At 72.6% G+C, this 13,514-nt stretch carries 11 protein-coding genes; 6 read left to right on the top strand and 5 right to left on the bottom strand.

The window, feature by feature from the left end:
* Positions 1–151 precede the first annotated feature (151 nt).
* Complete coding sequence (locus ACIQIB_RS37085; protein ID WP_363607447.1) at positions 152–688, bottom strand: DUF4245 domain-containing protein; 537 nt, start codon at positions 686–688, stop codon at positions 152–154.
* Positions 689–904: 216 nt separating this feature from the next.
* On the opposite strand from ACIQIB_RS37085, the gene glpX reads away from it, so the two are divergent.
* A complete protein-coding gene (gene glpX, locus ACIQIB_RS37080) occupies positions 905–1,945 on the top strand; it encodes a class II fructose-bisphosphatase (protein ID WP_363607446.1) in 1,041 nt (346 codons plus the stop codon).
* Between the two features lie 175 nt (positions 1,946–2,120).
* Here glpX and ACIQIB_RS37075 read toward each other — a convergent pair whose 3' ends face one another.
* Both ACIQIB_RS37075 and ACIQIB_RS37070 read right to left on the bottom strand, forming a co-directional pair.
* On the bottom strand, positions 2,121–2,462 hold the full coding sequence (locus tag ACIQIB_RS37075) for a WhiB family transcriptional regulator (RefSeq protein WP_400659208.1): 342 nt from the start codon (positions 2,460–2,462) through the stop codon (positions 2,121–2,123).
* A gap of 311 nt (positions 2,463–2,773) precedes the next feature.
* A complete protein-coding gene (locus ACIQIB_RS37070) occupies positions 2,774–3,463 on the bottom strand; it encodes a DUF1707 domain-containing protein (RefSeq protein WP_363607482.1) in 690 nt (229 codons plus the stop codon).
* Positions 3,464–3,667: 204 nt separating this feature from the next.
* Here ACIQIB_RS37070 and ACIQIB_RS37065 point away from each other — a divergent pair, with 204 nt between their 5' ends.
* Positions 3,668–5,335 carry a fumarate hydratase gene (locus tag ACIQIB_RS37065; RefSeq protein ID WP_363607445.1) on the top strand — a complete coding sequence of 556 codons (1,668 nt, stop codon included), beginning with the start codon at positions 3,668–3,670 and terminating at the stop codon, positions 5,333–5,335.
* Positions 5,336–5,446: 111 nt separating this feature from the next.
* Here ACIQIB_RS37065 and ACIQIB_RS37060 read toward each other — a convergent pair whose 3' ends face one another.
* Positions 5,447–6,205 (bottom strand): GntR family transcriptional regulator, encoded by a 759-nt coding sequence (locus ACIQIB_RS37060; RefSeq protein WP_363607444.1) that lies wholly within the window; start codon positions 6,203–6,205, stop codon positions 5,447–5,449.
* Positions 6,206–6,397: 192 nt separating this feature from the next.
* Between ACIQIB_RS37060 and ACIQIB_RS37055 the strand changes: the two genes are divergently transcribed.
* Positions 6,398–6,730, top strand: coding sequence for a hypothetical protein (locus tag ACIQIB_RS37055; RefSeq protein ID WP_363607443.1), 333 nt, complete (start codon positions 6,398–6,400; stop codon positions 6,728–6,730).
* Positions 6,731–6,805: 75 nt separating this feature from the next.
* Here the strand turns inward: ACIQIB_RS37055 and ACIQIB_RS37050 are convergent, their stop codons facing one another.
* A complete protein-coding gene (locus tag ACIQIB_RS37050) occupies positions 6,806–7,054 on the bottom strand; it encodes a hypothetical protein (RefSeq protein WP_400763500.1) in 249 nt (82 codons plus the stop codon).
* 220 nt (positions 7,055–7,274) lie between these two features.
* Here ACIQIB_RS37050 and ACIQIB_RS37045 point away from each other — a divergent pair, with 220 nt between their 5' ends.
* From ACIQIB_RS37045 to ACIQIB_RS37035, 3 genes are all read left to right on the top strand, one after another.
* Positions 7,275–10,253, top strand: a complete 2,979-nt coding sequence (locus ACIQIB_RS37045; RefSeq protein WP_400659149.1) for an AfsR/SARP family transcriptional regulator — start codon at positions 7,275–7,277, stop codon at positions 10,251–10,253.
* Between the two features lie 590 nt (positions 10,254–10,843).
* A complete protein-coding gene (locus ACIQIB_RS37040; protein WP_400659151.1) occupies positions 10,844–11,608 on the top strand; it encodes a class I SAM-dependent methyltransferase in 765 nt (254 codons plus the stop codon).
* Positions 11,609–11,664: 56 nt separating this feature from the next.
* Positions 11,665–13,497, top strand: coding sequence for a SpoIIE family protein phosphatase (locus tag ACIQIB_RS37035; protein ID WP_400659153.1), 1,833 nt, complete (start codon positions 11,665–11,667; stop codon positions 13,495–13,497).
* Positions 13,498–13,514: the final 17 nt, after the last annotated feature.

Here is a 13,514-nt window from a genome sequence, read left to right as displayed (position 1 = left end):
CAAGACGCTCGGCTGGAATACCCCAGCCGAGCGTCTACGTGATCTACTCACCACCTAAAACCAAGTGGTGTTGCGACGACCCCTTGAACCCAAGCGGTGCGGGGCCCTTTCGCGTGTCCCGGGGCACGGCCCGGGGCGGCTTTCGCCAGGGTTACTTGAGCGCCTGCGCCAGCTCGGCCAGCTCCTCGTAGGAGGCGGTGCCGGTGAGCACGGTGGTGGCGCTGCCGCTCTGGATCGTCAGGGCGCGGGACTTGGGGCCCTGGAGGCGCTCCCAGGTCTGCCCGGCCACCTCCGAGGTGCCGTCCGGCTTGCCGCCGGCGACCGTCGAGCCGAGCACGGTGTCGCGGGCGAGATCACTCTGCTCGACCGCCGCGTACTGGCCGGACGGGGTGACGAAGCCCAGGTGCCAGGCGTTGCCCTTGCCGCCGCCGAGCGCGGCCGGCTGGTACGTGACCGAGGTGGCCCGCCACTGGTCGCTCAGGCCGTCCGGAGAGAGCAACGGGTACGGCGCGCCGCGCTTCGCCGAGGCCGCCGCCACCTTGTACTCGACCTTGTGCACGCCGTCGCCGTCCGCGTCGTGCGGAAGGAACAGGTACCCGATCCAGACCACGAAACCGACCGCGACCATCGACAGGACCATGTCCCGTACGGTCTGCCGACCCCTCATGCCCTTGTTGTTTCCTGCCACCCCCACATGGTGACTCATCGGGTCCGCGGTCCCGACACCCGGGGGTGTGCGCGCACGGGTGAAGCGGGACGAACCGGCCGGTTCCGACGGGGGGTGGCGACCCGCGCCACAGACAGTCATCTCATGGGCAGATACGATCGCAGGACCCTCACCACGGCGTTCGACCTGGCAGTAGTCGGGCGCTTACTGGCCGTCGCGTACAGAGAGGTAACGACGATGACCACGCAGTACCCGCACAATCTTCCGCGATCCCTTGAGGTCGCGCCCGAGGCTCCCGACCGGAACCTCGCGCTCGAACTCGTCCGGGTGACCGAGGCGGCCGCGATGGCCGCCGGCCGCTGGGTCGGCCGGGGCGACAAGAACGGCGCGGACGGTGCCGCCGTGAAGGCGATGCGCACCCTGGTCTCGACCGTGTCGATGAACGGCGTCGTCGTCATCGGCGAGGGCGAGAAGGACGAAGCCCCGATGCTCTACAACGGCGAGCGGGTCGGCGACGGCACCGGCGCCGAGTGCGACGTCGCCGTGGACCCGGTCGACGGCACCACGCTCACCGCCAAGGGCATGAACAACGCGGTCGCCGTACTGGCCGTCGCCGACCGCGGCACCATGTTCGACCCCAGCGCCGTGTTCTACATGGACAAGCTGGTCGCCGGCCCGGAGGCCGCCGAGTTCGTCGACATCACCGCCCCGCCGGCCGTCAACATCCGCCGGGTCGCCAAGGCCAAGGGCAGCGCCGTCGAGGACGTCACCGTCGTCATCCTCGACCGCCCCCGCCACGAGAGCCTGGTCCAGGAGATCCGCGAGGCCGGTGCCCGGATCAAGTTCATCTCCGACGGCGACGTGGCCGGCGCGATCATGGCCGCCCGCGAGGGCACCGGCGTCGACCTGCTGATGGGCGTCGGAGGCACCCCCGAGGGCATCATCGCGGCCTGCGCCATGAAGTGCATGGGCGGCGTGATCCAGGGCCGGCTCTGGCCGAAGGACGACGCGGAGCGCCAGAAGGCCCTCGACGCCGGCCACGACCTGGACCGCGTGCTCACCACCGACGACCTGGTCAGCGGCGAGAACGTGTTCTTCGTCGCCACCGGCATCACCGACGGCGAGCTGCTGCGCGGCGTGCACTACCGCCAGGAGACCGCCACCACCAGCTCGCTGGTGATGCGTTCCAAGAGCGGCACCATCCGGGAGATCCACTCCACCCACAAGCTGTCCAAGCTGCGGGCCTACAGCGCGATCGACTTCGACCGCGCCAACTGACCCCCGGAGGCGCACCGCGCCCCGCGGGCCCACCACGACGGCAGAACCCGGGGCCTCGGCGGAATCCCCCTCCGCCGAGGCCCCGGGCGTCCGGCCCACCGGCCGTCCGGCCGGCCGGGCGTTCCATCGGCGTCCCGCCGGCCACGCTCGGCCGGCGACGGGCGCTGACGCCCGCTCAGCCCGCTATCCGGCGCTGGGCGGCCTGCACCCGGGCCGGCTCGCGCAGCTCCGTCTCCCGGCGCCGCCGCCGGGCCAGCACCACCCGGCGCTCGGCCGCCGTCAGCCCGCCCCACACCCCGTAGGGCTCCGGCTGCGCCAGCGCGTGCTCCCGGCACTCGAGCAGCACCGGGCAGCGCGCACAGACCTGCTTCGCCTGCTCCTCCCGCGAAAGCCGGGCCGCCGTCGGCTCCTTGGACGGCGCGAAGAACAGCCCCACCTCGTCCCGGCGGCAGGCCGCGCCGGTGTGCCAGGGGTCGTCCTCCCCCTGTGGCTGGGCGCCTGGCCGGCGTTCCAGCAGCTGGGCGGCGGCAACGGGCGAGGTGGTGCGGGACTCGATCGGATGCAGCACGGCCGTACTCCTGACGAGGCTCTCGGACACGGGGGAAGCTCGCTCCCCTGCCCGGCTGCGAGCCCCCGCTCTTCACCCCCCGGGCCGGCCTCAGGCCGGCTCCGGTGCGCAGCCGTACAAGAAGCGATGTGCGAGAGGAACTACCCCGCCGCGCCGCGATTCATGCACACTGCACGCAATCGACTACGGAGTGCACCGACCGCAACGACAAGTGCCCGGCCGGGAGTTGCTCCCGGCCGGGCAGTCCGGTCAGACAACTCCTAGTCGGCGCCGAGCTGCTTGCGCACCCACTCCTTGAGCTTCTTGCCCTTGCGCGGCTTGGCCTCGCAACCGCCGAACACCGCCGCCCCCTTGACCCGCACCACCGGCGCGTACGGGTCGGCGGCGGTCTGCTCCTTCACGTCGAAGCCCCCGAAGATGCCGACGCCGCCGCCGTGCAGGCTGACGTTCTCCGGCACCTTGATGTCGACCCCGCCGAACAGGGCCGTCACCTCGATCACCACCTCGGGCGACTCGAAGACCGCGTCGGTCAGGTCGATCTCCACCCCGCCGAAGACCGCGACCGCCCGCAGGTGCGAGCCGACCCGCCAGCGGCCCTTCCGGGACGCCCCGCCGAAGATCGCCACCATGGACGGCGACTCCTGCCGGGCCGGCAGCCGCACCGGGCCGGCCGGGCGCTGGTCCGGGGCGTCCAGCGGGGGCTTCTCGAAGGAGACCGCCCGGTGTGCGGGAAGGTCCCGGGTGAGCGGCACGAGGTCCCCCAGGGTCTTGGCCCCGTAGGCGGCCTCGATCCGCTCGGCGTGCTCCTCGACGTCCAGCCGGCCCTCGGCGTAGGCGTCGCGCAGCAGCTCCGCGACCCGCTCGCGGTCGGCGTCCGAGGCCCGCAGCTCGGCCTCGGCCACCGGAGTGTGCTCGGTCCGGACGGCGGGCTTGGCCTCCGGTTTGGTCATCGGTACGGGCGGCTGCCCCTGGTCGTCCTGCGACGGCGAGTTGTCCACGCGCCAAGCCTAGTCAACCGGGCAAGTCCCGTACGCGTGTCCGAGTGACCCCGGTCACGCAGGCCGACCTCTCCGCGTGCGACGTTCCGCCGGGTCCTACCCTTGAGGGTGCTTCGCCGACGCAGCCGGACCACTGGAACACTAAGGACCGCCCCCATGGCTCCCACGCCAGACTTCGAGTACAGCGACCTGCTCCCCCTGGGCGCTGACCCGACCCCGTACCGCAAGCTGACCTCCGAGGGTGTCTCCACCTTCGAGGCCGGCGGTCGCACCTTCCTCCAGGTCGAGCCCGAGGCCCTGCGGCTGCTCACCGCCGAGGCGATGCACGACATCTCGCACTACCTGCGCCCCGCCCACCTCGCCCAGCTGCGGCGCATCCTGGACGACCCGGAGGCCAGCCCCAACGACCGCTTCGTCGCGCTGGACCTGCTGAAGAACGTCAACATCTCGGCCGGCGGCATCCTGCCGATGTGCCAGGACACCGGCACCGCGATCGTCATGGGCAAGCGCGGCCAGAACGTGCTGACCTCCGGCGGCGACGACGCGGCGATCGCGCGCGGCGTGTACGACGCGTACACCAGGCTCAACCTGCGCTACTCCCAGATGGCGCCGGTGACCATGTGGGACGAGAAGAACACGGGCAACAACCTGCCCGCCCAGATCGAGCTGTACGCGACCGACGGCGACGCCTACAAGTTCCTGTTCATGGCCAAGGGCGGCGGCTCGGCCAACAAGTCGTACCTGTACCAGGAGACCAAGGCGATCCTGAACGAGGCGAGCATGCTCTCGTTCCTGGAGCAGAAGATCCGCTCGCTCGGCACGGCCGCCTGCCCGCCGTACCACCTGGCCATCGTGGTCGGCGGCACCAGCGCGGAGTTCGCGCTGAAGACCGCCAAGTACGCCTCGGCGCACTACCTGGACCACCTGCCGACCGAGGGCGACGCCCGGACCGGCCACGGCTTCCGCGACCTGGAGCTGGAGGCCAAGGTCACCGAGCTGACCCAGCAGATCGGCATCGGCGCCCAGTTCGGCGGCAAGTACTTCTGCCACGACGTCCGCGTCATCCGGCTGCCGCGGCACGGCGCCTCGCTGCCGGTCGCGATGGCCGTCTCCTGCTCCGCCGACCGCCAGGCGCTCGGCAAGATCACCGCCGAGGGCGTCTTCCTGGAGCAGCTGGAGACCGACCCGGCCAGGTACCTGCCGGACACCACGGACGAGCACCTGGACGACGACGTGGTCCGCGTCGACCTCAACCAGCCGATGTCCGCGATCCGCGCCGAGCTGTCCAAGTACCCGGTCAAGACCCGGCTTTCGCTCACCGGCACGCTGGTGGTCGCCCGCGACATCGCGCACGCCAAGATCAAGGAGCGGCTGGACGCCGGCGAGGGCATGCCCAAGTACCTCCAGGACCACCCGGTCTACTACGCCGGCCCGGCCAAGACCCCCGAGGGCTTCGCCTCCGGCTCCTTCGGCCCGACCACGGCCGGCCGGATGGACTCCTACGTCGACCAGTTCCAGGCGGCCGGCGGCTCGATGGTCATGCTCGCCAAGGGCAACCGCTCCAAGCAGGTCACCGACGCCTGCGCCAGGCACGGCGGCTTCTACCTCGGCTCCATCGGCGGCCCGGCGGCCCGCCTGGCCCAGGACTGCATCAAGAAGGTCGAGGTCCTGGAGTACGCCGAGCTGGGGATGGAGGCCGTCTGGCGGATCGAGGTCGAGGACTTCCCGGCGTTCGTCGTGGTCGACGACAAGGGCAACGACTTCTTCCGGGAGACCACCGAGGGTCCGCTGATCACCAGCCTGCGGGTGCGCTCCAAGGAGTGACGCGCCCGGCTCCGCACGGCACCGCCCCGGCCGCCCGCACGGCGTCCGGGGCGGTGCCGTCGGCTGGGGCGGTGCCGTCGGCCGCCTCCGGGCCCGGCGGGCGCGGCGTCCTCACGCGTCGAAGTCGTACTCCAGGACGTAGGACGCCGCGTCGAGCGTCATCTCGTTCAGCTCGACGACCTGGCCCTCGTCGGCGAAGGCCGTCCGGCAGATCAGGATGACCGGGGTACCGGCGGACAGGTCGAGCCGGCTGCTCTCCTCCGCGCTGGGCATCCGGGACCGCACCTCCTCGCGGAAGTGGACGGGCTTCGCGCCGATCTCGGCGAGTCGGGCGTAGGTCCCGCCCGGGCCGGTGTCCTCGCGGGTGATCGCCGTGCCGGCGACCAGCCCGGCCGGGAGGTAGGAGGTGGAGAGCAGCACCGGCTTGCCGTCCAGGACGAACCGGCGGTGCCGCACGCACATCGGCACCCCGGGGTCGACGCCCAGGACCCTGGCCACGTGGTCCGGCGCGCCCTGCTCGGTGACGGACACCTGGTCGACGACCAGCGTCCGCCTGTCGATGTCCGCGGACCATATCGACCGCCCGGATCCCCACTGCCCCTGGGCGAGCCGCTGGATCCCGCGCCGCCGCAGCGGCCGGAAGTCCCGGACGAAGACCCCCGCACCCTTGCGCGCCTCGGCGATGCCCTCGCTCTGCAGGACCCCGAGCGCCTGACGGGCGGTCATCCGGGCGACGCCGTAGGTCTCCATGAGGTCGTTCTCGCCGGGCAGCCGGTCGCCGGCGCGGTACTCCCCCGAGTCGACGGCGGCCCTGAGCGCGTCGGCGATCCGTTGGTACTTGGGCTGCTTCTCGCCACTGCTGCCGGCCATCGCCCTGTTCCTCTCCTTCGCGAAAACCCTAGGCGCGCCCGCGGCCGTCGGTAAACCGATAAGACCGTTGACATCTCTAGAGATATTAGCTTCTCTAGAGATGCTGGGTAGTCGCCGAGCAGAACACGCACCGACAGCGACCAGGGCCGGCGAACCCATCGCCGCGCCCGCACCAGAGCAAGGAGCAGCGCGGTGAGCACCCGAAAGCGCGACGCCGCGGCCTACCGGCCGCGTGCGGGTGAACTCGTCCTGGACGGCAGGACCGGACGCACCGGCATCTACATGGACACCATCGGCGGGGAGCACTACCTGCGGCCCCTGGGCGGCGGCCGCGAGTGGACCACCCGCCCCGACCGCGTCGGCCCGGCACCGGAGGCGGTCCCGGAACCACGGACGGCCCAGGAACCGCAGACGGCCCAGACCGGGGCGGACCCCGATCCCGCCGCCGAGAGCCGGGCCAGGCTCAGCGCCCGCCTGGCGGCCCGCAACCGGGACTCCCGCCTCAACGAGGGCCGGGTGGCCTGACCCGGCGGGCCGGGAACGACGAACGCCCCGCACCTCAGGAGCGCCGAGGTACGGGGCGGATGGCCTTGCGGGCGGCTACGGGTGAGCGTTGATCGCACCGAGCGGGACGGTCTCGCCCGGCTTGGCCTCGACGTGCTCGGGCTCGACGGCCTCGCCGCCGAAGAGCTCCTGCGGCTCCTCGTGCTTCTCGTCGGCGGGGGCCGTGTACCCGGCCACATCGGCCGCAGCCTCGGCGATGCCCTCGGCAGCCGTCTTCGCCGCGGCCTCGGGGGTGTCCGCATCGGCCGACGGGGTCGTGGCGCTGGTGGGCTCAATCTCGGCCATGGCTGGCTGCCTTTCAGGTCATCGGGATCTGCGTGCGCCCGACCGGTTCGACCCAGGCGCCCGGACAGTATCGTAGGAACCGTTAAATGTCCTATAAACATCGCAACGCTGATGCTGATCTCCAGCGTTTGCAGCTGTCCGCCTAAGCTGATGCGACCGCAGCGGGACCGCCGAACGCCCTGTACGTGCAGGGCACCGCCACAGGTCATCGGGGGAATTCATGGAGCCTCAGGAAACGCCGCACAGTTCGACGCTGCGCTTCCAGGTGCTCGGTCCGGTGCAGGCGTGGCGCGGCCCGGAGTCGCTCGCGCTGGGCTCTCCGCAGCAGCAGGCGGTGCTCACCTCGCTCCTGCTCCAGCAGGGCCGCCCGGTCGCCACCCAGGATCTCGTCGACGGCCTCTGGGGTGATCGCCCCCCGCCGCAGGCCATCGCCGCACTGCGCACCTACGTCTCCCGCCTCCGGGCGGTGATCGAACCGCATCGCGAGGTTCGCGCACCGGCCGAGATCCTCATTTCGGTGAGCGACGGATACGCCCTGCGGACTTCCTCGGAAGCACTCGATCTCACGGTCTTCGAGACCACCGTCGCGCAGGCCACCGCGGCCAGGGCCGACGGCGACCTGTTCGAGGCCCACCGGCTGCTGGTGTCGGCACTCGGGCTGTGGAGCGGCCGGGCCCTGGCCGGAGTGCCGGGGCCGCACGCCGAGACACAGCGGAGCCGCCTCGCCGAGCGCCATGTCTCGGTGTGGGAGGAGTGCTGCGCCGCCGCGCTGGAGATCGGTCAGCACACCGAGGTCGTCTCCGAGCTGAGCTCGCTCACCGCCGAACACCCGCTCCGGGAACGGCTGCGCGAACTCCTGATGCTCGCGCTCTACCGCTGCGGCCGGCAGGCCGAGGCGCTCGGCGTCTACACGGACACCCGGAAGCTCCTGATCGACGAGCTCGGGGTCGAGCCCGGAGCCGGCCTGTCCACCATGCACGCGCGCATCCTCGCGGGAGATCAGGCCCTGACCCCGGACCCGCCCGCGCGACCGCACAGCCGGAGCCGGGACGACGGCTCCGCGGTCTCCCCGGCGCCGGCCCAACTGCCCGCCGACGTCTCCGACTTCAGCGGCCGGACCGCACTGGTCGCGGAACTGCGGGCAACCCTGCGCAACGGCACCGGCCAGGCGGTCGTGGTGACCTCGCTGGCCGGCATCGGCGGCGTCGGGAAGACCACCCTGGCCGTGCATGTCGCGCACAGCGTGCGCTCCGAGTACCCGGACGGCCAGCTCTACGTCGATCTGCGCGGCGCGGGCGCGTCCCCCGCCGACCCCGCCGTCGTACTCGGCGACTTCCTGCACTCGCTGGGCGCCACCGAACTGCCCGACTCGCTGGAGCAGCGGGCGGCCCTCTACCGCTCCCTCCTGGCCAAGCGCCGCATGCTGATCCTGCTGGACAACGCCCAGGACGCCGACCAGCTGATGCCACTGATCCCCGGCGTGTCCGGGTGCGCGGTGCTCGCCACCAGCCGGTCCCGGCTGGCCGGAATTCCCGGCGCCCACCTGGTCGACGTCGAGGAGATGACTCCCGAGGAGGCCCTGGCGCTCTTCTCCACCATCGTGGGTGAGCAGCGGGTCGCCGCCGAACCCGACGCGGCCCTGGCCGTGGTCTCCTCCTGCGGTTTCCTGCCGCTCGCGGTGCGGATCGCCGCGGCGCGGCTGGCCAGCCGGCCTCGCTGGAGCGTCTCCGATCTGGCCCGGCGGTTAGCGGACCAACGGCGGCGGCTCGACGAGCTGCAGCTGGGCAACCTCGCGGTGGAGACCACCATCGGCCTCGGCTACGGCCAGCTCCGGCCCGACGAGGCCCGCGCGTTCCGTCTGCTCTCCCTGGTGGACTCGCCCGACCTTCCGCTCGACGCGGTGGCGGCGCTGCTCGGGGAGGAACAGGCGTACGCCGAGACGCTGGCGGAGTCGCTGGTCGAGGCGAACATGCTGGAGTGCTTCACACCCGGCCGCTACCGCTACCACGACCTGCTGCGGCTGTACGCCCAGCGCAAGAACGAGAAGCTGGCGGACTCCGCCGAGCAGGAGCGCGCCGTTCTCCGGCTGCTGGAGCACGTGCTGCCGACCATGCGCAACGCCGCGCAGGCCATCGAGCCCGACGACCAGCTGCCCGAACCGCTCGACGGGCTGAAGACGCCCGGGCTCGCCCTGGCGACCGGGGCGGCGGCACAGCAGTGGCTGCGGACCGAGGTCGGCATGCTGCTGAGCACGGTGGAGGCCGCGGTCAACGGGCCGTCCGCCCTGCTGCGGCCCGCTCTCGATCTGCTGATCGCGCTCAACAGCATCGTCGAGGACCCGACGCACGGTCCCCGCACGCGCCGGCTGCTGGAGACCGCCGAGTCCAACGCGCAGGCGCACGGGGACACCCAGGCCCTCGCCCGGGTCCATTTCGCCCTCGGGACGCTGGAGTACTTCGCCAACAACTTCCAGGGCGCCGAGCGCTCGCTGCGGGCCAGCCTGGACCTTCAGGGCACGGACGACATCACCGTGCTGCGCTCGATGGTCGCCAACATTCTCGGGATCGTGCTGAGCGTCTCCGACCGCGCCGCCGAGGCCCTGCCGTTCTTCGAACAGGCCCTGGCGATCAGCCGGGTCATCGGGTTCCCCATCGGCGAGGCCCGGCTGCTCGGGAACATCGCCCGCGCCCAGCTCAACGCGGGGCAGAGCGAGTCCGCGGTCCGTTCGGTGGAGGAGGCGGCCGTCACCGCCCGGCGTTCCGCGAACGGGCCCTGCCTCGCGGACACCCTCTACCAGCTCGGCGTGGTGCTGTCCTCGACCGGTTCGCCGGCCGAGGCGGTCGCGCACCTGCGCGAGGCCCACCAGCTCTACCAGACCCAGCAGAACCGGCTCCGCGAGGGCTACGCGCTCGCCCGGCTCGCGGTGAGCCTGCTGGCGAGCCGGCAGACCGCCGAGGCGGCCGAGGCGGCGGGCGAGTCGCTGGCGATCGCCCAGGAGATCGACGGCGCCTACTGCCAGGGCCTGGCCAACGCCGCGCTGGGCGAGGCGCTGCTCGGCCTCGCCCAACCGGCGCGCGGACTCGCGTGCCTCCAGGAGGCCCACGCGATCTTCATACGGCTCGGTGTGCCAGAGGCCTCCCCCGTGGCGGACCTCATCTCCCAGCAGCACACCGAGCCCCTCTGTCCCCCCGCGCCGTAGACCTCCGACGTCCCCCGACATCCCCCCGTGGAGGTCTCCCCCGATGCGTTCGGTGCCCCCGCAGCCCCCCGGCTGCGGGAGCACCCTCAACGCTTCCCCGGCGCTGGTTCCACTCTGCACCGGACCGATTGACGTTCGATAAACGCCGGGTCGTCGGCCCGCCGGACCGCCCGCTCGCAGGTCGGCGGCGCAGGTCAGCGGCGCGGCTCGAACGCGCCATGCGGCGTGCGGTCCCGGCCCGCACCACCTCGGCCCGCACCGTCGTGCTTCCGCAACCCGGGCCACACCACCCCAACCGCGACGAGTTGGCTGGAAAGGGACCCTATGGTGGAGTGATCACGCATATTCTCAGATGCCAGTACACACACGAGTGCACCTGTCCGGCGGAGCATCCGGAAACGGCAGCGCGCAGGCGCTCCCACGGTGCAGAGTGTCTCTGTGCAAAGTGTCAGAGTGCAGTCAGAGTGACGCGGGGAGCGTGACGTACCGCCACCGGCAGCTGGCCGGCGGGGCAGCGCGGGCGCCGGGAGGACGGCGGCCCGGCCTCGTACAGCCGACCGGAGGCCAGGGTGGAAGGGTGCCTCTCAATCGTGACGACCGGACAGATATCCGACCCGTTCCCCGTCGACGAGGACGCGGGTGACGACGAGCCCGACGTGCTGCGCCGCCGGGCCGCTCGCGCCCTGCAGGCGGTCGCCTTCGACACCATCGGCACCGGCTACGCCGAGGCGTTCCCCGCCAAGGACGGACAGCTCGCCTGCGGCCACCGGCTGCTGGCCGCGCTCGAACCGGGTGCCGCCGTCCTCGACGTCGGCTGCGGCGCCGGTGATCCGACCGTCCGGCAGCTGGTCGCGGGCGGTGCGCACGTCACCGGTATAGACCTTTCGGACGTTATGCTCACGCTGGCCCGGCAGGCCGGCCACGGCGGCCCGCACCCGCCCGCCTTCCACCGCATCGACCTGTACGACCTGGCCACCGAACGGGCCGACCGCGCCTGGAACGTCCCCGAACTCGGGCCGCGCGGCCGGGGCACCTTCGCCGCCGTCACCGCGTTCTTCTCCCTGATCCTCCTCCCCCAGGACGAGATCCCCACCGTGCTCGCCCGGCTCCGCGAACTGCTGCGGCCCGGCGGGCTGCTGGCGCTCGGCATGGTCGAGGCGGATCTGGATCACGTTCCCCTCCCGTTCCTCGGCCGGGAGCTGCGGATCAGCGGGTATCTGAGGGAGGATCTGGAACGGGTACTGGTGGAGTCCGGGTTCGCCGTCGAGGAGCGGTCGGGGCATTCCTACGCACCGGCCAGTACCTCGCTGCCGCCGGAGGAGCAACTGTTCCTGTGCTGTCGACGCGTCGGCTGACCACCCGCCAGACCAGAAGAGCCAGTACTCCCCACCGATCCCCAGGACAGGCAGCCGTGCGCGACCAGCTCAAACCCGAGGCCGGACAGCCTCCTGCCGTCCCGAACCGGCGCCGCCCGCCGGACACCGCGGACGGCCGGACGGGCGACGACCCCGGACAGGTCGCCGAACGGCTCTCCTACCTCGACTCCGCCACCCGGCGGATCAACAGCGCGCTCGACCTCGCCGCCACCCTGCGCAACATCTGCCGGGTCCTGGTCCCGGCCCTGGCCGACGCCGCCGTGGTGCACCTGCGCGACCCGCTGCCCAACGTCGAGCGCGAGCCCGGCTTCCCGGACGAGCTGCGGATCCACCACAGCCACGGCACCCGGCTCGGCCGCCGCGGCCGCCCCAGCGGCGGGGCCGACCACCGCAACTCCCGCTACGCCACCCGGTACGGCTCGCGCTCCACCGCCGACACCGGGCCCGCCACCCCGGTCACCCGGGGCGGAGCGCTCGCGCACGCCCTGCTGAGCCGCCGCCCGGCCGAGCCCGCCGTACTCGGCACCCCCGGCGCCGAACGGACCGCCGGGCTGCTGCGCGAGCTGTACGGCGCCCGCGGACTGGCCCGGCTCGGCCCGGGCACCTCCGTCCTCGCCCTGCCGCTGCGCGGCCGCAAGGCCGTCCTGGGGATGCTGGTGCTGATCCGCCGGCCGTCCGAGAAGACCGGCCGCCCCACCTTCGACGCCACCGACACCGCCACCGCCGCCCACCTCGCCACCCAGGCGGGCCTGGCGATCGACACCGCCCTGCGGTACGCCCGCGAGTGGGAGATAGCCAACGAACTCCAGCGCAGCATGCTGCCGTTGCGCCTCCCCCAGCCGCACGGTGTCCGCCTCGCCCAGCGCTACCTGCCCGGCGAGCGCGGCGCCCAGGTCGGCGGCGACTGGTACGACGCCGTCCCGCTGCCCGGCAACCGGGTGGCGCTGATCGTCGGCGACGTGATGGGCCACTCGCTCACCTCGGCCGCCATCATGGGCCAACTCCGCACCAGCGCCCAGACCTTGGCCGCGCTCGACCTGCCGCCGCACGAGGTGCTGTACCACCTCGACGAGCAGGCCCAGCGGCTCGGCCGGGAACAGCACCTGGCCACCTGCGTGTACGCGGTCTACGACCCGATCGCCAACCGGGTGGTGCTCGCCAACGCCGGGCACGTACCGCCGGTGCTCGTCCAGCCGGACGGGACGGCCGAGTTGCTGGAGCTGGACGCCGGGGCGCCGATCGGGGTCGGCGGCGTCGACTTCGCCTCCGTCGAACTGCCCGCGCCGCCCGGCTCCTCCCTGCTGCTCTTCACCGACGGCCTGGTGGAGACCCGCAGCCGCCCGATCAGCGACGGGCTGGAACTGCTGCGCGCCCGCCTCGCCAGCGCGCAGCGGCACACCCCCGAGCAGCTCTGCCAGGAGGCGCTGCGCATCCTGCCGCCGGGCGACCGGGGCGACGACATCGCGCTGCTCGCCGCCTGCTTCGAGGGCATCCCGGCCGGGGACGTCGCGCACTGGTACCTGCAACCGCGCAACGAGACCCCGGGGCGGGCCCGTCGGCTGGCCGCCCACACGCTGCGCCGCTGGGGCCTCGACGAGCTCTGCGAGGCGACCGAGCTGATGGTCAGCGAGCTGGTGACCAACGCGGTGCAGCACGCCACCCGCCCGGTCACCCTGAGCCTGGTCCGCACCACCCGGCTGCGCTGCGAGGTCGGCGACGACAGCCCGCTGCTGCCCCGGCCGCGCCGCATCGGCCCGGAGGACGAACGCGGGCGCGGGCTGCAGATAGTGGCCCGGTGCGCCGAGCGCTGGGGCGCCACCCGGCTCGGCACCGGCAAGGTGGTCTGGTTCGAGCAGCGGCTGCCGTGACCGGCGGACGCCCGGTG

Source organism: Kitasatospora sp. NPDC092286, assembly GCF_044755565.1.
Lineage (GTDB): Bacteria > Actinomycetota > Actinomycetes > Streptomycetales > Streptomycetaceae > Kitasatospora.
The sequence above is the reverse complement of the archived record's forward strand: the minus strand, read 5'-3'. Positions and strand labels throughout refer to the sequence as shown.